The following is a 20,367-nucleotide window of genomic DNA, read 5'->3' as shown; positions in this document are numbered from 1 at the left end:
CCCCTGAATCGTTGCAGGGGTCACGCGAAGACGTCAATCACATTGACTTATTGGCGAGCGTGCTCGTCGAGCCACGCGAACGCGGCGCCGAAGGTCTCCTCGCCCTTCGCGACGTTGCCGTGCGTGCAGCCCGGCATCTCGAGGTAGGTCGAGGGGACGCCCCCCGCCGAGAGGCGCAGCGCGGCCGAGCGCATGCGCTGGGTGACGTCGAGCGAGCAGGCGCACGTCACCGCGGCGCGCGCGCTCCGGAGCGCCGCGACCGACGGATCGACCGGCGCCGCGATGAGCATGACCCGGCTGTACCGCTCGGGGTAGGCGTACACGAGCTTCTCGCCGATCGTGGCGCCTTGTGAATAGCCCACCAGGGTGACACCACCTTCGCGAGGTGTGCGAGCCCCGGCCGCCGCGAGCGCAGCCTCGAGGCGCCGGTGCTGCTTCTGGGTGTCCCAAGAGAACGTGTGGAACCCCGGCACGCCGGGGCACGGCTCGTCGCCGTCGATCGCGACGACGCCGCCGTGCGCCGCCGCGGCCTCGGGGAACGTGTGCAGGTACGCGCTCGCGTTGGAGCAGACCCCGGGCAGAAACACGATCGCGGGCGGCCGCCCCGAGCGCCCGCGGACCACGTAGGCCGGCGCGTCGCCGGAGACCGGCACTGCCTCCACCGCGGCGGGTGTCGGGAGCTTCTCCCGGAGGGGTGCGTCGGCCAGGAGCCCGGCCGTCTCGGCGCTGTGCACCTCGGTCCCCCGCGCGGGAGCCGCCCCACCGGGCGGCCCCTCACACGCCGCTAGGAGCGCAGGGAGCGCGAACCCGCAGGGAAGAAGCGTGGCGCGGAGGTTCATGCCGGTCGTCGCGGGGAGCCCCACAAGTGTGACCACCCTCCAGCGCCCAAGCACGCGACTGTCGGGATTGTCCGGAGTCGCCCGGCACCGCGAGCCCGGCTCGGCGAAGGACGGAGGCCTCCACCCGCCGACTCAGTGGCCGTGAGGATCCATCCCGGGCGGCATGCCCATTCCGGGCGGCATGCCCATTCCGGGCGGCATGCCCATTCCGGGCGGCATGCCCATTCCGGGCGCGGCCGGCGCGCCCGCGTCGCCCTGCTTCTGGAACTTCGCGAGCTCTGGCGTCGCCCACTCCGCCACGGAGTGACCCACGACGTAGATCACGTCGGAGGTGCCCTTCTTGGCGTAGTGCTTCTTCTCCTTCTCTTCCTTGCCGACGACGAGGGTGTACTTCCCGGCGTTGTCCTTGAGAGAGAGTGTGATGGTTCCGCCTTCCTTGTCGGGCGCGTCGAGCCCGGTGTCGGCCGCGCCCTTTCCGTCGCCGAAGTCCTCCGCCGAGAGGTTCTTGAACGTGCGAAGAAGCTCGGTCAGCTTGCCGTCGTCGAATTTCGGGATGGGCTTCGCGGCGTCGGCCGGTTTGGCCTTGAAGGTGCCCGCCCACTTGTCGCCCTTGGTGAACGAGTACTCCCCGCTCTTGCCCACGATCGACACCTGAGTGACGTTCGCGTCGTCGAACTTGAAGATCTCGGCGTCACGCCAGCTCTTCACCTCGCGGGCGTACACGTAGCTCGTGTACCCCGTGCCCGCGAAGACCCCGGCCTTGCCGTCGATCATGATGAGCTGACCCCGCCCGCCCGACTTTCCGAAGCTCGCGTCGAACTTCTTGTCGGCGCCCTTCCACGCGATGACGTGGACGACCTTCTCGGCGTCGAGCTCGTAGTCCTTCTTCTGCTCGTCGGTCACGGCCGTGTTGACCTGCTCTTTGACCTTCAGCTCCTTCATGTTGTCGAGGAGCGCCTTCACGGACTGTTGGTTCGCCTCGGCCTTCACGGGCTCGGAGATGACCCACTTGTCGCCCTTCTTCTCGAGGACGACCTTGCCCTTGTTGCCGTTGGTGATCTGGAGCTTGTCGGCGTCGTCGGGCGCCTTCAGCTCGGGGAGCGCCTCGGTGGAGGTGGTGGTGGTCTTCCCGACCTGCTGGTCCTTCTTGACCTGCTGGTAGGCGAGACCACCGAGCACCGCCAGCACGACGACACCAAGGATGAGCTTCTTCTGCGTATCCATCGTTCAATACCCTTTACCAGCAGGGCCAGCCTACGGGCGGGCCGCTGAAGACCAACGTCGGAGGAGCGACGCCTTCGGAGGAGGAGAGGCCGGCCGCGCGCTGACAGGCGGGAGGCAGGCCTCTCTCGGCGACGCTCAGGCGAGCGAGGCGCCCGCGCGCGCGGCGTCGCGCCGCATACGCCGGAACACGCCGATGAAGGCGAAGAGGATGGGGACGATGAGCACCAAGGTGCCCTCGATCCAGTGCTGCTGCTTCTTGCGCGCCGACTTCATGTCGTCTTCGCGCTTCTTGATTTGCTCGTCGGACTCATCCTCGAACTTCGGCTTCGAGACGTCGCCGTAGACGAGGTTGGGCTCGGAGAGGATCTTCGCGGACACCGCGAGGAGATCGGTGTCGCCCGTCATCCAGTCGAGGGTGTTCTTGAACGCCAGGATGGTGTTCGTGAGCGCCTGCTGCGCGTACGGACCCGCGACCTGGAGGAGCTGCTCGTCGCCGCCGCCGCCGGGCATCATCATGCCCATTTGGCCCATGTCCGGGCCGTTGCCGGAGCGGGCGAACGGGTTCGTGAGGAAGTGCGAGGAGGCGATGACGAGCACGCGCGCCGGCTTCTCGCTCTTCTCCGGGACGGTGACGCCGTCACCCGAGGGGAACGCCGTCTTCAGCGTGCCCTCGACCGTGGCGGCGAGGTTCTGTTGCGCGAACTCGCCCTTCGGCTTCCACGCGCGGAACGGCTTGAGGTCGACGCTGTCAGTGGTCTCGCGGAGCGTGCGCGGGGTGGAGCGCGCGACGACGCGGAACTTCTCGGGCGCCACGTCGGGCTGCTTGTCCTTGTGGAGAACCAGCGACGACGAGAACGGGAACGCGAGCGCGGGGATGCGGAAGAAGCCCGCGAAGCTCGTGTCGAGCAGCTGCTCGTCGCCGGTGAAGGCCGGGTTGTCCTGCACGTCGAGGAACTGCGGGAAGCGCATGCTCGCGAGCCCGCCCTGGGTCATGATGCCGACGCGGAACGGCCGGCCGAAGTCGAGCACGGCGTCCTTGCGGAACTCGATGCCGTAGCCGTCGAGCAGCTTCTCGAGCCCGTGGGTCGAGAGGGTCGCCTGCATCTGCGCGTCGCTCGGCTTCACGTTGACCGCGCTCGCGACGACGACGAGGGTCTTGCCCTTCATCACGAACTGGTTGACCCGCTTGAGCTCCTTCTCGTTGTAGTCCTTGTTCGGCTGCGTGATGATCAGCCCGTCGAGCGAGTCGTCGATCTCCGAGGCGCCGTCCTTCAGATCGACGTCGATGAACTGGTAGAACGGGAAGTTCTGCAGCACGATCTGCTGGAGGTTGGGCTTGCCCATGTTCGCCGGCACGAGGTTCGTGTCGGTGAGCTTGAACTCGTCCTTGCCCGCGACGATGCCGATCTTGTGCTTGATGTTGTCGCCCTTGTCGCGAACCTCACGGATCTTGTTCGTGATCCAGAACTCGAGACCCTCGGAGCGATCGGGCGGCAGGAACTTGATGGCGTCCTTCTCGGAGCCGTACTTGAAGACGACGCCCATGAAGCCCTGGGTGACCGAGGCCTTCTCCTGGTCGTCGGTCGCCTCGCCGAAGGGCTGCTCCACGAGGCCCGCGTCCTTGGCGGCCTTCTTCTGCTCTTCGTCTTTCGCCTCGATGAGGTTGAAGTCGAACTTCCCGCCGCTGGCGGCCTTGTACTCACCGAGGAGATCGCGGAGATCGCGCACGAAGGCGTCGAGCTTGGGCAAGCCCTTCGTCACGTACACGTCGCACTTCATCTCCTGCTTCATGCTGCGGAGGAGGTTTCCGCTGCCTTTGGAGAGGGTGAAGCGCTCGTTCTTGGTGACGTCGATTCGCTTGTAGCCGCCGACGGCGGACAAGACGTTCACTGCGACCAAGATGGCCGCGATGACGAGGATGAGCGCGCCGGCTTCCGTCGCTGCTTTGGCTTTGCGTTCCATGGCTGTTTCGGACCTTACTTATTCAGCGCTCAGCGCCACCGCCGGCCCTCGAGCTGCCGGAAGGATTCGAGCAAACACAGCACCGTGACCGACACGAAGTAGACCACCGCGCGGGTGTCGATGAGCCCTCGGGAGAAGGGCTCGTACCGGGTCTGGAAGCTGAAGAACGAGATGACCTCGCCCGGCCAGCCCTTCACGAACTGCACGAGCGAGCCGATGAAGAACAGGATGAGGAGGGTGGAGGCCGTCGCGAAGTAGCTGACGATCTGGCTCTCGGTCATGCCGGAGTAGAGCATTCCGATGGCGATGCCGGCGGCGCCCATGAGGAAGAGGCCGAACATCGACGACCAGAAGGGACCCCAGTCGAACGCGCCCATGTTCCAGGGGAACTTGAACATCGCGATGGGGTAAATCGCGAGCAAGGCGATCTGCACGAGCAGGACGCCGAGGGCGCCCAGGTACTTGCCGAGCACCACCTCGCTGTCGCGAACGGGCAGCGTGATGAGCAGCTCGATGGTGCCGAGGCGCTTCTCCTCGCTCATCGCGCGCATCGTGAAGAGCGGAATGGTGAGAAAGCAGATCCACGCCGGCACGAAGTCGAACATGCGGCCCATCGACGCGCGGTCGACCTGCCAGATGCCGCCTTGATAGAAGAAGAAGTAGAGCCCGAAGAGGACCATGCTCGCGCTGATGACGATGTAGGCGAGCGCAGAGTTGAAATACCCCGCGAACTCACGCTTCGTGATCGTCCAGAGGTTGCGCGCGAACGACGCGGAGACCTTGGGGGCCTCGCGCGCAGCCATGGGCGGCGCCTTGGCGGCGGGCTTGGCGGCCTCTTCGTCGCTCTCGTCGTCGTCTCGTCGTCGTCACCGCCGTCTTCCGAGGTGGTGTCCTCTTCCTCGTCGTCGCCCTCTTCCGCGAGCTTCGTCTTCTTCTCGTCTTCTTCTTTTTTGGCTTTGTCGCTCATGGCTCAGGCCTCGTCCTCGTCGTCGTCGTCGTCGTCGTCGTCTTCGTCCTCGTCCTTGACGGGCGGGGGCTCGCCCTTTCCGACGTGGCGATTCCTTCGCTCCTCTCCGATGGTGAGGTGGCGGAAGACGTCTTCGAGAGTCTGGGTGTCGCGGTGGAGCTCGAGGAGCACCCACCCCTTGTCGGCGATGGCGCGGAAGATGGCCGCGCGGAGATCGGTGCCACGATCGCTCGTCAGCTCGAACGCGTGGGCGCGCTCGTCGGTCGGCAGCTCGTTCACCCTGGCGGCGCCCTTGAGGGAGGCGAGGAGGTCGGAGACCTCTTTCGCTCGCGGAGGCGCGCCGGAGCCGCGGTAGGGGGAGTCGCCCCCCGACTCTTGCACCTCGACCACGTAGCGGACGCGGCCGCTCTTGCCCTTGATGTCGTCGAGCGAGCCGTCGGCGACGACGCGACCGCGCGAGACGATGATGGCGCGGGCGCAGGCGGTCTCGACCTCCTTCAGGTTGTGGGTGGAGAGGAGGACCGTGCGGTCTTTGCCGATCTGCTTGAGGTAGTCGAGGAACTCGGCCTTCTCGTTCGGGTCGAGATCGCTCGTGGGCTCGTCGAGGATGAGGATCGGCGGGTCGTGGATGAGCGCCTGGGCGAGGCCCACGCGCTGGCGGTAACCGTGCGAGAGCTGGCGGATCTCCTTGCCGAGCACCTGCGCGAGGCCGGCGACCTCGACCACGGAGCGGGCGCGCTTTTTGAACGTGCTCTCGTCGAGGTTGCGGAGGTCGGCGGCGAACTTCAGGTACTCGTAGACGCTCATCTCCAGGTAGAGCGGCGCGCGCTGCGGCAGGTAGCCGAGGCTCTCGCGCACCGCGAGCGTGTGCTCGAAGACGTCGTGGCCGTTGATCCTCGCGGTGCCCGACGAGGGCGCGATGAAGCACGTGAGGATGCGCATCGTGGTGGACTTGCCGGCGCCGTTCGGGCCCAAGAACCCCACGACCTCGCCACGGTTCACCTCGAAGTTGATCTTGTCGACCGCACGGAAGGACCCGAAATTCTTCGACAGGTCGCTCGCGTAGATCATCACGTCGGTGGACATCCGACCTCCGGGAAAAGAATGAGAAGGGGGCGGGCGGAGCCGCCTGGACGGACGCCCCAACCGGACGGGCTTCGGATTTGTTCCCCTCGGACGAAAAAAGGTTCCGTGGAGGACCGAGCGCACCGGGTGGGGTGCCGGCGCGCCGCGTGAGGGCGCGCCAGAGAGGGCAAAGTTTCGGGAAATTCGTACAGACAGTTCCCGAGGGCGCGCATCCTATCGACACGATCGCCGGTGTCAACGTTCATGGCGAGACCGCGAGCCGAGGCCCCAGGTGAGGCTTTCGGGACGCTCGTCGGGTTCGGAGCGCAGCTCAGCCGCGCGGGACGGCGTGTGTGGGCCTGGTTCACGCAGGAATTTCGCCTACGACCGAACGCGCTGCGGGGGTGCGGACGGCAGCGGGTGCGGACGGCGGCGGGTGCGGAACCGTCCGCCGGCTACTGTTGCTTTCCGCAGGCCTTCTGCCCGCCGGTCTTGCACGCCTTCGCCCAGAAGGAGCGCGCCTTGACCGGGCTCTTCGGCACGCCCCACCCTCCGGCCGTGCCCGGCCCCGCGGCGCTCAGAACAGCTTCCACCATTTCTTCTTCGCGGGGGTCTCCGGCGTGGGCGGCGATGCGGGCGCCGGAGGCTCCGGCGCGGGCGGCTCGGGCGTGGGCGGCGCGGCGAGAGGCTCGCCGGGCAACCCCGCGACAGGGGCGGGAGCGCGCTCGCTTGGCGTCGCGGGCGCCGGCGGCTTCGGCGCACCGCCTGGGCCACTTGGCCCCCCCGAACGATCCGGGCCGCGCGGCGGGCCCTTCCACCCGTGCCTCGCCGCGATCTCCCGCGCCCGCGCGAGGAGCGCGCGCCCCTTCACGGGATCGACCATGGCGACATACGACGCGAAGCCGCAGGCGGACGCGAACACGTCGGGCGAGCTGCCCCAGCGCTTGCCGTTCGCCCCGTCCTTGTCGAGGGCGTGGAGGAGCGCGCGGAAGCGGCGGAGCGTGACCCGGTCGACGCCGAGCTTGTCGTTCACGACGACGCCCGTCACCTCCTGTTGGCGACCCTTGCGGAGTACACGCGTTTTGTCGGGGTGCGGGACGAACCCCTCGGCGGCGACGATGAAGCGCACCTGCTTCAGGAGCTGACCGGCGTTCTCTTCCTTCGAGGTCGACGAGAAGGTGAGATCGTCGGCATACCGCGAATAGGCAAACCCGAGCTTCTTGGCCGCGTGGAAGAGCCGCCTGTCGAGCCTCCGGCAGAGCACGTTGGTGATCGCCGGGCTCGTGGGGGCGCCCTGGGGGAGGCGCCGCGGGCCCTGGGCGACGTCGTACTCGGCGCCGTCGAGGGCCACGCGCACCGTGTCGGGCTCGCTGGCGAGGAGGGCGAAGATCGTGGCCAGGTGCTCGCCGTACCCGAGCGAGCGGAACACCCCACGAATGCGCGGCAGCGTGACCGTGGGGAAGAAGTCTTTGAGGTCGAGGTTCACCACCACGCGGGCGCCCACGTGGGGCCCTGCGTTCGTCACGATGGAGCGCTCGGCGCGGAAGCCGTGGGCCGCGTCGTGCACTTCCACGCGCGCGAGCACGGCGTCGAGGAGCCACCGCTGGAGCGCCTTGAGGCGCCGCATGGGCGCCGAGATGATGCGCACACCCCCGGTCTTCTTGGGAATCTGGAAGCGCCGGTAGTGCGACACGCGCGCGGCGGTCGTGGTGCGCGCATAGGCGAGGAAGCGGAGCTCGGGCACCGTGACGCCGGCGGCGCGGGCGAGGTCTTCGGCCGTGCGCAGCACCGGGAGCCCCTGCTTCTGGAGCCGCGCCTCGTCGCATGTGGTGTCCGCGAGACCGCCCGAGACACCTCGGCCGAGAAAGACGATCGCGCGGGTCTTTTCGTTCTTCCACGCCTCGGCGCGGGCTACGCGCTCGCGCTCGCGCCGCGCCTTGGTCTCGGCCTGCCGCGCCTTGGACTCCGCCAGGCGACGCTTGAAGAGCTCCTTCTTGAGGGCCTCGAGGTTGTGGAGGCGCGACTGCTCGGTGCGGAGGGCGGCGAGCTCGCGCTGCGCCTCCGCGAGGTCGCGGATCTCGTCGCCCGGATCCGAAGGGAGCGTGCCGCGCGCCGGCCAGAAGCCGAGGCGGATCATCTCCTCGAGGACGACCTCGTCCTTCGACGTGCTGCGGATGCGGTCGTAGAGCTGTTGGCGTCGGTCCATGGCGAGTCGAGAGACGGAAAAATTCACGGCTTCACGCGCGGCGGCTTCGGGGACCTTCGAAGATGTCTCGGGACTGGCTCGCTCAACTCAAGCGGACGCGCCTAGCTGGTGCTCGTTGAATTCTCGGGATTGACCCCGGAACAGCACCAGCTAGGCGTCGTCCGCACAGTCGAGAGCGGGCCAGTGACGCATGGAGGGCCAGGTCGCATGGACGGCGAAACGCCGCCCGTGTTGCAAGATGTCACCCCGAAGACCGCCGCGCGTGAAACTCCTTTCTCCATGCGAGAGGTGCCGTGTCATCGGTACGGCCCCCGGGCGATGGATGAACTCTGTCGTGACGAAGGTGGCGAGAGCGAGGAGGCGAAGACCCTCGCGAGGAGGGGCGCTCCCTCGAACAGACGTGTCGCGAGCATATGCTCGCACGGGCCTTTGAGAAGCTTGTTCTGTTGGAAAAAGTTGCAGGTGCAGGTGGCCTTGGCGAGGCGACCGTCCGCGTCGATCGTGAGGTCGGACTGGTAGGTGTGCTTGCCGTCCTTGACGGTGCCGAACAGCCCGAGGGCCGCGTCGGGCAGCGCGCGCGACGCCACGGTGACGGCGCGGGCGTCCAGAAACCGCGTGGCCTTCTCCTCCCGCTCGTTCGAGAAGCGCAGCTTGTCCATCGGGAGCGGCTCGCGCGCGAGCTCGCGCACGCGGTAGACGCCCTTGTTGAGGTCGTACATCGCGCGGCCCGCCTGGGTCCACGACGAGAGCGCGCCGAGCACGGCGGAGCGCGGCAGGTCGAGCTTCTTCGCGAGCGCGTCGGTGTCGGAGAACCAGGTGGTCTTCAGGCCCTCGAACACGCGGCGCTTCGTGAAGTCGTCGGTGTCGGCGCGCGGGGCGAGGAGGTCGAAATTGCCGGCCGTGGCCCAGTCGTTGCGGGTCCAGCCCGAGAGCCCGAGCGTGAACGACATGTCGCCGAGGTCGGCGACATAGAACGACGGCAGCCCCTGCCCGAGCAGGTGCACGGTGAGCTTGTCGGTGATGGCGATGAGCCGCTCGAGCGTGAGCAGGCGGCGCCGGCCCCACACGCGGATCTCCTCCCGCTCCTTGCCGAGGTACGGCGACCTCGCGCACACCACGGTGAGATCCCACGGCTCGAACACCGCGCGAATGGGCTCGCCGGGCGTGAGCACCCAGCGCAGCGCCCGCGGCCCGCGCTTCTCGCGCTTACGGCGGAGCACGAAGCAGAGATTGTGCAGGTCCATCGGGTGGAGCTCGAAGCTGCGCGCCGGCAGGGCCATCGCCGAGCTCACCTGGAGAAAGCCGCGCACCCAGGAGTCGGGCAGGTCGATCTTCTTCTCTTCGTAGGTCTCCTCGCCGGTGGTCTTCACCTCGAAGCCGCTGGGGTCCACCTCGAAGCGGGTGGTCTTGTAGCTGCGGATCTTCTGGAACTCTTCGTAGAGCGGCGTCGAGTAGTCGATGTTCGTGGTGCCGCAGGCGAACGTGCCTACGTTCTTGAACACGTCGAGGCTCGCCCCGAGGCGCCCGTAGGTCGACTCGTCTTGGCTGAAGCACTCGAAGAAGACCTCGTCGGGGTGGACGGTGATGACCGGGTCGAGCACGATCCACGCGTCGCGATCGTTCTTGTACAGATAATCGAAATAGGCCTTTTGCGCCCGATAGAACGGCGCCATGCGGTGCGCCCGGCGACGCTGGAGCTCGCCGATCTTCCGAGTGAGCGACTCGATCTGCGCGGCGACGCCCGCGCGGTCTTTGGCCACCTCGGCGAGGTCGACCAGCTCTTGGGTGGCGGCCCACTCTTTGTAAGCGGTCTTGTCCTTCGGCTTGAAGCGGAGATCGGAGACCACAATGTCGTGGAGGGCGCTGATGGCCTCGCGGAAGGCGACGCTCTTGCGCAGCTCGCCCGAGAAATACGTAGGTTGGCGCTTCAGATCGGGCGAGAACGACAGGCTCGTGCGATCGAAGCGGTCGTCGATCTGCGAGGCGCGCTTGAAGGCGTAGGCGAGCTCCATTCAGCGACCTCCGGAGGCGGGGACGGCGGCCCTCGGTCGTTGCTCGACGGGCACCACGCGGAGAGGCAGGGGCACCTCCGGGTGGGCGCGGCCGACGGCGACCATCGCCTCGAGCGCGAGGGCGCGGTCTTCGATGGCGATCGTGGCCGACAGGCGGTGCAGCACACTCACGACCAACGCGGCGGCCTGCGGGTTGGCGAGCCCCTCGCGGCGAAGGAAGGCGAGGACGCGCGCCTTCGCGACGCGGCCCTGGTTCACCCGGGAGAGCACGCTCGTGAAATACGGCACGAGCAGCTCGAGGCGCCCCACTTTGTCGCTGGCGAAGCGCTCGAGGTAGTTGGTGGTGAAGAGCTGAACGCTGCGCTGCGGGTGCTCGGAGAGCTTGAGGAGCAGCGCCGGGCCGTCTTCTTCTTTGAAGACGCGCGAGGCGAGCTCGCGGCCGAACGACTGCACGTCTTCCTTCACGCTGTCGATGACCGAGACGAGCACGTCAGCCGTGAAGTGCTCGGCGGGGACCGCTCGAAAGAAGGCGAACGCGAGCTCGCGGGTGTCGGCCCACTTGGCGTCGCAGAGCCTCGCCGCCGTCACGAGGCTCGCGAGGACGCGCGCTCGCTCGGCCTCGAACATGCGCCACGAGGCCTGCCGCACCGCGAGGACGTCGTGGCTGCCGAGCTCGACGAGGTCCTCGAGCTCGAGCTCCGACGCGGCGGACCCGGCGAGGTCGGCGAGGAGCAAGCCCCCGAGCTCTTGCGCGTGCGGCGACCCCGAGCGGAGCAGGCGCCACACGGTCTCGCGCGTGAGCTGCGCGGTGACCTCGGTGAGGTCTTCCTTCAGCACGCGGAGGACGTGGCTCGGCGCACCCTCGGCGAGCTTCCGCCGGAGGAGCGCCTCGACCAGCCCCTCGGCGATCGCGAGGCCGATCTCGGGGTGAGCGCGCGCGACCCTCGCCACGAGGGGGCGCGAGGCGTGGCGCAGATCGGCGTTGGCGTCGGCCGTGAGGTGCACGAGGAGCTTGAAGTTCAGGGTGAGCGCATCGTCGGGCAGCTCGGCGAGCAGGCGCATGCCCACCGCGCGAACGTTGGCGAACGGCGAGCGCACGACCATGAGCACGACGTCGACGGGCACGAGCCCCGAGCGCGAGTCGAGGCGCGACAGCAGCTCGGCGCCGACCTCTTGGACGCCCGCGAGCGGGTGCCCGAGAAGATCGCGCAGCGCCGCAGGGCCGACCTGCCCGAGGTGCTTGCCGAGCGCCGCGCTGAGGGTCTGCGCCGCGTCGAGCGCGACCTCGGCGGAGGGCGCGTCGTCCGGGAGGGCGAGCAGCGCCGCGATCACCCGGCCCACGAGCGCGGCGCCAGTCTCCGGCGCGAGGGCGAGCGATCTCACCCAGGTGCGGGCGTACCCGCGCGCGTCCGCGTGGCGAGCCGTGATGAGGGCGGCGAGGAAGGAGGTGTCGGCCGCGAGCGCTGCGCGCCGCTCGTCGATCCACGCGAACGCTTGCCTGCGAGCGGGCTCGTGCGCGCACGACGCGAGCGCGCCGAGCACCTTCGCCGAGAGCGCACCCGAGGCGTGGCGGCTCCGCGCGAGCTCGAGCCCGAGGCGAGCGGCGGCGGCGTAGGGGCGAGTGAGCACGAGCGCGACGTCGTCGTCGTCGAGCGAGGCGAGGAACGGGCCGCACGCGACGAGCGCCCGGGCGGCGAACTCGACGACCGGGGTGCACGTGCTCTCGGCGACGAGCTGCATGAGGCCCTCGGGGCGGGCCTCCCACAGGGCGGGGAACGCCTCTTCGCGCGCCGGCGGCGCGGGCTGCCCCGCGCGCTGACCTCGCCGTAGCCGAAACGCCTTGGTGTTACGGCGGAGCTCGTACCGTGGGCTGTTCGTGAACAGCAAATGATTGAGCACGCGATAGGGCGCCAAGGTGTCGTAGTCGCCGCGCGGCGCGACGGCGTCGGCGTCGGTGAACGCGAGGAGCACGCCGGCCGCGAGCGGGACGAACTCGGGGTCGGCGAGCTCGCCCATGCGCCGGAGCGTGCGCCAGGAGCGCCGACGCAGATATTCGCGAGTAGGTGCAGCATACACGGACTTGGGCGTGGCTCGCCACACGACCGGGTTCGCGCGGACCTTCTCGAAACGCGCCGCGAAGAGGCCGAACACCCGAGGATCGCGGCGGTACTCGGCGGCCTTGAAGAGGTGGCGGAGCCAGTAGAAGTGAGGCTGATTGAGCGGCGCGCGCGCGAGCTCCGCGAGGAAGGCGGGGCGCACCACCTCGTCGTCGACGAGATAGAGGAGATCCATCACCGCGAAGGCGCGCGGATCGGCGGCGAGGTGCGCCTCGAGGGCGCCGGCGAAGTCGGCCGCGACGCCCGCGGCGTGGGCGTCGCGTAGCGGCGCGGGCAGAGTGGCCACGATGTCGCGCCGGAAGTCGGCGCGGGTCTCGGCGTCGCTCAGCGCGAGGAGGGCCTCGGTGGCGATGCGTTGGACGTGCCCGGGCTGCTTGGGGTCGGCGCGCATCCGCGCGAGGGACTCGATGGAGGCCTCGCCGCCGAGGCGCCCGAGGGCCCAGGCGATCGAGTAGTCGCGGACGCCCTTGCCGCCGCCGGCGACGTCGGAGCTGGAGGCGGTGTGGAGCAGCGCGAGCAGCAGGGGCTCGGCCTCGCGGAGGCGCACCTCGCCCGCTCGCCAGATCGCCCGCTCGAGTGGCCACGAGCGCTTCGCCCCGGCGCGACGGAACCATCGCCGATCGGCCCCGGCCTGCCCGAGGCGCTCGAGGAGAATGCGCGCACGGGCGGCGTCGGCGGCGGGGTTGGCGACGCGGCCCGCGGGGCGCGCGGGACCGGAGGCCGTGGCCCGCGCCGCCGCTCCCTGGGCACGGACCCGCGCGGCCTCGGCCTCGGCCTCGCGCACGTAGCCCTGCTCCTCCTTCGCCGACACGAGCTTCTGGAAGACCCGGTCGGCCTCCGCGCGTGAGACGGGCGCGACGGTCTTCGAGCCGTCTTTGAGCGCCGCGCCCTTCTTGCCATACCGAAAGTTGACGACGAACCGCCCCGCGCCGACCTCGCAGAGGTCGACCTCGTACACCTTCTCGGTGCGACCCTCCACGAAGACGAGGACTATTTGGGTGACGAGCTTCACGCGGGGCCCTTGTTTCTCGGTCAGGTCACGAGGCGACGAATCGCGCCGTGGGCCCGGTAGAACTCTCCGCGGCCCGCCTCGCGCACCTCGTCGACGACGTAGCGCGCGCCCTCGTGGCGGAGGTCCTTCGGGAACTGCACGTTCCAGCCGCGGTCGTAGCCGCTCGACACCACTCGCACGCGAACCTGCGAGCCCTCTTTGACGCACTCGACCACCACGCCGTCGCTCACGTCGACCGTCGTCTCCACCTCCCCGGGCGGCGCGGCCGCGACGGGCTTCGGGGTCGCGATGGTCTTCGCCACCATGACCTCGCCCGCCTGGGCGGCCTTGATCGCCGCCTCGCTCGCGTCGAGCGACGCGAGGGTGCCGTCGCTCGTGACGAGGTAGAGCCGGTTGTCGAAGAACTGCATCGAGAGCGCCGAGCCGCAGCCCGTCGCGAGCTTCCAGAGGCGACTTCCCTCTTCGTCGAAGCAGTACACCGAGGAGCAGTTGTCCGCGGCGAACACGTATTTGCCGTCCTCCGCGGCGGCGCACGAGAACACTGTCGCGTCGCACGAGTAGACCATGTCGCCATCGCCGCGCTTCGTGAAGCGGTGCACCTTGTTGCGGTTCGTGGCGGCGAACACCGACGACTCCTCCTGCCAGCCGAACAGCACGGCCCCGTCGGTCTTTCGCGACCAGATCTCGCTGCCGTCCTCCCAGTCGTACATGGTCACCCCCTCGGAGTGCCCGTGGTACACGCCGAGCTCGTCGCAGCGGATCATCCACCCGCCGGAGCCCGACGACTTCTTTCGCCACTGCGACTCGTCCTCGTGATTGACGATCACGACGTTGCCGCCTGCGTCGGAGACGCCGAGCACGCCGTCTTTGATGTCGAGCCAGAAGATGTCGACGTCGTCGGCTATTTCGTACGCCACGCGCGGCACCTTGCTGCCGAGGTCGTAGACCTTGCCGTCGTCGCACCCGGCGTACAGCCAGTCGTCGTCGGCCACGATGCATTTTACGCCGTCGGGCAGCTTGAACTGCCCGAGCACGTTGCCCTCGCGGTCGAGAGAGAAGATGGCGCCCGACTGGTTGCCGACCCACACCCGCGCCTCGTCGACAAAGACACCAAACGCGCCCTCCTTGCCCGACGAGAACTTCCACACGATCGGCGCCTGCTTGGTCGATCGGCTCGGCTTCTGGCTCGTGGTCTCGCGGCGCGTGACGGTGCGCTTCGCGCGGCCGCCCATCACAGCGGGCGCGTACCCCTTCTTGGTCTTCTCGGCGATCTTCTTCGCGGCCTCGGCGCGGGCCTTCTCGGGCGAGGCGCACTCGGACACCTTGGTCTGGCCGGCGTCGCCGATGCGCCCGTAGCGAATGGTGAGGGTCTTGCCGTCGACCAGCACCTCGTAGAACTTGTGGGAGCCGGCGTCTTCGGAGAGCTCCAGATACGTGCGCTCGCTCATGGGGAGGAGAGCGTACGCGCGCGCACGCGGCGCGCGAGCGAAAACGTCAGTCGTCGGTGGCCTCTTCGTAGCCGTCGGTGACGCGCTCGCGCAGCCGGGCCTCCGCGTCACGCCACGCCGCCGCGCTGTGGGGAAACGTGGTCGCGACGACCTCGAGGGCCCCGTTCGGGAGCAGCCGGCGCACGCGGTGCGAGGCGCCGTCGAGCGCGATCTCCCAGGACACGCCATCGCGCACGAAGCGCCGGAACCGGAGCTCCACCCCGGGGGCGGGCCCGGCGGGCCCGGCGGCGGCGGGAGCGCTCGATGCATTCTGCACCGAGCGCACGTGGCGCGGTGAGTCGCGCGGGGCCGGCGCTTCGGGCGCCGCGGGGAACGCCACGTCGTCGCGGATACCCACGTAGCTCGGGAAGCGAGGCACACCGTCGTTCGAGAGCTCTTGATAGCGATAGGTGATGACGCTGCCTATCGGCGGCGGGCTCCGGCGCTCGTCGTCGGACAGGCCCGTGCCCACCGAGAAGCGGGTGCCGCTCGGCATCGCGCACTCGAGCGCGCCCAGGCGCCCCTTGTGCTTGCCGGCCCCGGGCAGGTGTCCAACGACCCGCGCCTCGGCGTCGTGGAAGCTCTTCACCTTGAGCAGAGTGTGCGAGCGCCCGACCTCGTAGAGCGAGCCTGGTCGCCGCATCATGAGCCCCTCGCCGCCGAGCGACTCGACGCGGGCGAGCTCGGCCCGGAGGGCCTCGAGGCTCTCGCACTCGGCGTGGACGTGCGCCTCCACGTGGGGCGCGCCGAGCTCGGCGACCAGCCTCGCGAGCTCGGCGTAGCGCTGCTCGAACGGCGCGCGCATGGAGGGCACGTCGAACACGAGGTAGCGAATCTCGCGCCAGGCCTCGCTGCGGTCTTGCCGGCGGACGGTGCTCACCGTGCGCTGGAACTGCCTTCGGCCGCCCCAGAGCTCGCCGTCGAGGGGGGTCTTCGGGAGGCGCTCGGTGAACCACGCGGGCGCGAAGAACTCGTTGCCGAGGCGGGAGAGGAAGCGCTCGCCGTCCCAATAGGCACGCACGCCGTCGAGCTTCTCGCTCATCCACCAGCGGGTGACGTCGGTGACGTTGTCCCACGCGTGCGCGAGGAGCACGGGCGGCGCCGTGCCCGAGGAGGACGCGCTCGTCGCGGCGCTCTCCCGCGGAGCCCGCGCGTTCGCGTTCGCATGCGCGCCGACGCGGTGCGTCTCGGCCGCGTCGCCTCGGAGCCTCCGGAGGTGCTTGCAGGTCCGCTGGTCGATGGCGCCGCCCGCGTTGCGCCACGCGGGGCACGAGCACGAATACACACCTCCCACGTTCTTGAGCACGTACGGATCGCGCCCCGACCCCTGGATCGTGGTGCTCTCCCCGTCGGCGAGATCGGCGAGCGCGGGGGGCCCGGGGTCGTGCGGGGCGGGCTCCGGCGCCGCGGCGGCCGCGGCGGGCGCGGGCGGCGGGTTCGGGGTCTGCTTCCACCAGGGCTTCTCGCGGGCCATTCTCCCCAGGATCGCTGCCACGGGCGCGCTTGGGAAGCGCGAAGGCCACGGGCGATCTCCATGCAAGGATCTGCATGCAGGATGCACAATCTTGTAGCCCCGCTGGGTTCGCCCTCGCGCTGCCACGCTCGGGGCGCCGGTGGAGCGGCGCCGCCGGGCGCGCGGATGGGGTACGGTGACGGCCGGGGGCTCACTTCCAGATCCGGGCGGCGCCCGCTGCGCCGCGCGTCGAGCCCTGCGATGCCTCACACCGTGGAGAGCCCATGAACCTGCTCGCGTCCTTGCCCGCCTTCCCTGCCTACGCCGCCACCGTCATCGTGCTCGGTCTCAACCTCGTCGGTCTCGCGAACGCGACGGCGCTCACTCGCGGCCAGGCCAAGGAGGTCGTCAACCCCGAGGACCAGGCCTTGAACAAGACGGCGAAGGTCACGCTCGACAACGACAACGACCGCACCGCGCGCTACCGGCGCGCGCACCGCAACGCGCTCGAGAACACGCCATGGTTCATGATCACCGCGTTCGTGCTGACGATGATGGGGACCTCGGGGACGGTCGCAGCCGCGCTCTTTTATTCTTACGCGGCGCTCCGCGTGCTCCACAGCGTCTGCTACGTCAAAGGGCTCCAGCCCTTCCGGACGATGAGCTTCGCCATCGCCCAGCTGATCCAGGTCGTCGTGCTCGGGCTCATCGGTTACCGGACGTTCGTCGGCTGACTCCCGTCACGCCCGGCGCAGACGGTCGGAGCCCCTTCCTGACGGCGCAGAAGACCGCTCCGAGAATGAAGTCCCGCAGTGAGTGCTAACGCCACGTCCGCGCGCCGACGAGCCCCCACGCCGCGAGATAGACCGTGATCCCGACGAGCGCGAGCGCCACGAGGCCGGAGTGGACCTGCCCAGCGCGGCTCGACCGGCGCACGCGAGGGGACACGAGCGACACCAGCGACACCAGCGAGAGCGCGGGAAGAAGCACCGAGCAGAGGGTGAGCGCCAGCGCCCAGACCGTGGGGCGTCCAAGCCGTGCCGGATCGCCGCAAGCCTCGAGGAGCGCGCCCGCCACCAGCGTGACGGCGGCGAGCGCGGGCCACACGTGGAGTGGGCGGCCCTCGTCGCGAGGCTGACGACGCACACGCCGCCAGAGCGTTCGTACCGTGCCCACGACCACGCGCGCGACCGACGAGGCCATCGAAGCGAGCGCGAGCCCGAGCCCCGCGAAACGCAGCCACGCGTGCCACGTGGGCACCCGGCGCAACGTGCCCGCAGGGGTGACGACGAGCCTCTCGCCTCCCTCGTCGGTCACGAGCGCGAGGGTGGGCGCGTGCTCGCTCGGGCGCCGGAATCCGAGCTGTGGAGGCGAGATTGGCAAGTAGTCGCCGGTCGTGGTCGCCCGCCCGCCAAGTCGGAGGCTGCCTTCATGGGCCCGGAGCGGGGCGAGATCGAGGAGGGCCGCGCGCGCGTGATCGCGCTCGGCGCGGAGGCTCGCGGGCTCGTACCAACCCAAGAAGGGCAGGACCTCCTCCGGGAGCCCGGGAGGGGCGGATGGCCGCGCACGTGCGTGACCGGCCCCCGCGACGTGCGCGCGGAGGGCGCGGCCGAGCTCGTCGAGCGCCTCGTCGTCGTCGGAGCCGAGCGCGCAGAAATACCCCACGCCGCGCTCGGGCACGTAGAAGAGCTCGGCGCTCGCGCCGGTGATGCCTCCGCGGTGCCCACGCCACGTGAGGCCCTGGTCCTGAAGCGCTTGGGTGTGGAGCCCGTAGGCCGTGGGGAGCCCGGCCGCCTCTCCTGGCCCACCCGAGCGCTCCATGCGCTCGAGGGCGCCGGCGGGGAGTCTCCCCTCGCCCCGAGCGACGAAGAAGCGGAGCACCCGGGCGAGGTCACGGCCCGACAGGCTGAGGGCGGCGGCAGGGCGCACCAGCATGTTCCAATAGGGCACTTCGCGCCCGGTCCCCGCGTGGTAGGCCCGGGCCCAACGCGAGCCAGGCTCGCCTCCTCGGCCGCGCGGCGGCGGGAGGAACGTCGCGCTCGCGAGCCCGAGCGGGCGGAAGAATGTCTCGGCGACGTACTCGTCGTAGGGTATGCCCGTGAGCCTCTCGACGAGCGCCGCGCTGACGGCGGGGCCGGCGTTGTTGTACGCGTAGCGCGAGCCGGGCGCCCAGCGCGACACCCGCGACGAGCGCGTCTCCCGCACGGCGTCCGCGACGGTCGCGGGGGTAGGCTCGTCCCACGCGAAGGCGCGCGGAGAGAGCTCGTCCCAGCCGGTCGTGCTCTCGAGCAGGTGCACCACCCGGAGCGGGTGCGTCGCCTCCCACGGGTTGTCGAAGGCGAGGTCGGGCAAGAGCTCGGCGACTCGCGACGAGAGAGAGAGGCGCCCCGCCCCCTCGAGCGAGAGGAGCGAGAGCGCGAGCCAGAGCTTGCTCATCGACGCGACGCGAAACACGGTATCGGGCGTGACCGCCGTGCGGGACCCGAGGTCGGCCACACCAAGACTCCCCACGACTGGCTCTCCCGGAGCGCCGTTCGTGAAGCCGAAGGCGAGCCCTGGCACGCCGCGACGCGCGGCGATCGCCGCGATCGTGTCCTGCGGCTCCGCCCGCGCTTCCGCGGACGCGGCGGGCCCCAGCGGCGCGCGCGATGGGCTCTCTCGACCCGCGGCGCTCGTCACGAGCAGCGCCGCGACGAGCGGGATCACGAGGGACGCGAGCGTCTCCAGTCTCCTCGAAGAGATCGCGTGCCCCTCAGTGCACCTGGAAGCGTGCGGCGCACGGCCCGGCGAGCGCGACCTTGGAGCCGGCCAAAGCGCGCTCGACGCACGCGTTGACGGGCGGCGGACCGCCCGAGGCGCGGATGTCGGTCATGGCGCCCCCCTTCCCGACCCACTTCACGACCACCTCGGTCTTCGTCTTCGCGCAGGCGTCGAGCCGGCCCTTGCGGGGCGAAAAGCTGGCGACGACGGTCATCGCGCCGAACATGCCGCCGAGGCCGGACACCTTGCAGGCCACCTCGTCGAGCTTCATGCCGTTGCCTGTGATGCCGTCGACGTGGAGGTTCGCCCCCGCGAGCAGCTCAGGCTTCGCGTTGGCCTTCTCGGCCTTGCAGCCCTCGTCGCTGCCGAGCTCGCAGGCCTGGTGGTGCGCTCGCGCCACCGCGGCGCCTTCCGGGGCCGCGCCGCCCTTCACGCGGGCCTCGGCGAGCGTGAGGCACGCCGCGGCGCGCGCCCGCTTGGCCGCGTCGTCGCGGGCGCCGCCCTTGCAGGCCGCCTCGGCCTCGCGCACGAGCGCGGTGGGCTCGTCGCCCGCGGCCGCGCGGAGCCCCACGACCTGGGCGCACGCGTCGGGATCTTGGCCCGCTCGCCGCAGGCGTGGGAGTAGAGCGCGAGGGCGCGGCCCTTGTCGGCGGGCTCGGCGAGCCACGCGGCGCCGCCCTCGCTGCAGTGGGGCATCGACCCCATGTGGCACGCGCGGGCGAGCGCCTCGCGGAGCGCGGGCACCTCATGGCGCTCGGCGCGCTCGCGGGCCTCTTTCGCGCACGCGTCGACCGTGGCGCACGGCCCGGGCTTGACCGGCGCGGGCGGCACGGCGGCCACGGCGGGCTTCGGCGTGGGCGGCGGCTCCGGCGCCGGGGTGGGCGGCACCGCCGGCTCCGGCACCCCGCCGCCACAGGCGAGCAGCGCCAGCGAGAGCGACGAGGCGACCATGAGGGCGCGGAGCGGCGTGCGAGGAACCATGAACGAACGACACCACGTGACGGGCGGGACGAACAGCCCCATTCGCCGGTCCAAGGCGCTCGGCGCTCGCGATCTCTCAGCGTGCAAGTCCCGCCTCGCAGCTGCCCGGGCTGAAGCCCGGGGCAGTGAGAGCTCACGGTGACGGTGCGCGAAGCGCGCCGCAGCGGCGGGCTGTTCGGATGTCCATGCGACATCCACGGCGAGCCGCGCCCCGCGGGCGGATATCGCGCGTCCCCCCGCACCGCGGCGCTAAACCTACCCGTGATTCCTGGGTGGCTCGCG

The 20,367-nt window shown here is 70.1% G+C and carries 14 protein-coding genes; 1 reads left to right on the top strand and 13 read right to left on the bottom strand.

Features of this window, described 5'->3' with window-relative positions:
• Nucleotides 1-47: 47 nt before the first annotated feature.
• The 11 genes from IPQ09_12300 to IPQ09_12250 form a co-directional block, all read right to left on the bottom strand.
• Nucleotides 48-839 carry an alpha/beta hydrolase gene (locus IPQ09_12300; GenBank protein ID MBL0194987.1) on the bottom strand — a complete coding sequence of 264 codons (792 nt, stop codon included), beginning with the start codon at nucleotides 837-839 and terminating at the stop codon, nucleotides 48-50.
• Between the two features lie 132 nt (nucleotides 840-971).
• Nucleotides 972-2,063: a DUF4340 domain-containing protein gene (locus IPQ09_12295; protein MBL0194986.1), complete on the bottom strand. Its 1,092-nt coding sequence runs from the start codon at nucleotides 2,061-2,063 to the stop codon at nucleotides 972-974.
• 135 nt (nucleotides 2,064-2,198) lie between these two features.
• Complete coding sequence (locus IPQ09_12290) at nucleotides 2,199-4,025, bottom strand: GldG family protein (protein MBL0194985.1); 1,827 nt, start codon at nucleotides 4,023-4,025, stop codon at nucleotides 2,199-2,201.
• 29 nt (nucleotides 4,026-4,054) lie between these two features.
• Nucleotides 4,055-4,828 (bottom strand): ABC transporter permease, encoded by a 774-nt coding sequence (locus IPQ09_12285; protein MBL0194984.1) that lies wholly within the window; start codon nucleotides 4,826-4,828, stop codon nucleotides 4,055-4,057.
• A gap of 167 nt (nucleotides 4,829-4,995) precedes the next feature.
• Nucleotides 4,996-6,063 carry an ATP-binding cassette domain-containing protein gene (locus tag IPQ09_12280; GenBank protein MBL0194983.1) on the bottom strand — a complete coding sequence of 356 codons (1,068 nt, stop codon included), beginning with the start codon at nucleotides 6,061-6,063 and terminating at the stop codon, nucleotides 4,996-4,998.
• 449 nt (nucleotides 6,064-6,512) lie between these two features.
• Nucleotides 6,513-6,653 (bottom strand): hypothetical protein, encoded by a 141-nt coding sequence (locus IPQ09_12275; GenBank protein ID MBL0194982.1) that lies wholly within the window; start codon nucleotides 6,651-6,653, stop codon nucleotides 6,513-6,515.
• Complete coding sequence (locus IPQ09_12270) at nucleotides 6,635-8,263, bottom strand: RNA-directed DNA polymerase (GenBank protein ID MBL0194981.1); 1,629 nt, start codon at nucleotides 8,261-8,263, stop codon at nucleotides 6,635-6,637. The genes IPQ09_12275 and IPQ09_12270 overlap by 19 nt, the downstream gene beginning before the upstream one ends.
• Nucleotides 8,264-8,559: 296 nt before the next feature.
• Nucleotides 8,560-10,275, bottom strand: a complete 1,716-nt coding sequence (locus IPQ09_12265) for an SWIM zinc finger family protein (GenBank protein MBL0194980.1) — start codon at nucleotides 10,273-10,275, stop codon at nucleotides 8,560-8,562.
• Entirely contained in the window at nucleotides 10,276-13,404 is a 3,129-nt protein-coding gene (locus IPQ09_12260) for a hypothetical protein (protein ID MBL0194979.1), read from the bottom strand.
• 20 nt (nucleotides 13,405-13,424) lie between these two features.
• Entirely contained in the window at nucleotides 13,425-14,852 is a 1,428-nt protein-coding gene (locus tag IPQ09_12255) for a WGR domain-containing protein (protein MBL0194978.1), read from the bottom strand.
• A gap of 46 nt (nucleotides 14,853-14,898) precedes the next feature.
• Nucleotides 14,899-16,365, bottom strand: a complete 1,467-nt coding sequence (locus IPQ09_12250) for a DNA ligase (protein MBL0194977.1) — start codon at nucleotides 16,363-16,365, stop codon at nucleotides 14,899-14,901.
• Nucleotides 16,366-16,628: 263 nt separating this feature from the next.
• Between IPQ09_12250 and IPQ09_12245 the strand changes: the two genes are divergently transcribed.
• Nucleotides 16,629-17,078: an MAPEG family protein gene (locus IPQ09_12245; GenBank protein MBL0194976.1), complete on the top strand. Its 450-nt coding sequence runs from the start codon at nucleotides 16,629-16,631 to the stop codon at nucleotides 17,076-17,078.
• Between the two features lie 85 nt (nucleotides 17,079-17,163).
• Here IPQ09_12245 and IPQ09_12240 read toward each other — a convergent pair whose 3' ends face one another.
• Nucleotides 17,164-19,050 carry a beta-lactamase family protein gene (locus IPQ09_12240; protein ID MBL0194975.1) on the bottom strand — a complete coding sequence of 629 codons (1,887 nt, stop codon included), beginning with the start codon at nucleotides 19,048-19,050 and terminating at the stop codon, nucleotides 17,164-17,166.
• A gap of 46 nt (nucleotides 19,051-19,096) precedes the next feature.
• On the bottom strand, nucleotides 19,097-19,675 hold the full coding sequence (locus tag IPQ09_12235; GenBank protein MBL0194974.1) for a hypothetical protein: 579 nt from the start codon (nucleotides 19,673-19,675) through the stop codon (nucleotides 19,097-19,099).
• Nucleotides 19,676-20,367 lie beyond the last annotated feature (692 nt).

The sequence above is a fragment of the Myxococcales bacterium genome (assembly GCA_016720545.1).
In the GTDB taxonomy this organism is placed as follows: domain Bacteria; phylum Myxococcota_A; class Polyangia; order Polyangiales; family Polyangiaceae; genus JAAFHV01.
Note: the sequence above shows the minus strand (reverse complement) of the source record. Positions and strands in the feature narration are given on the sequence as shown.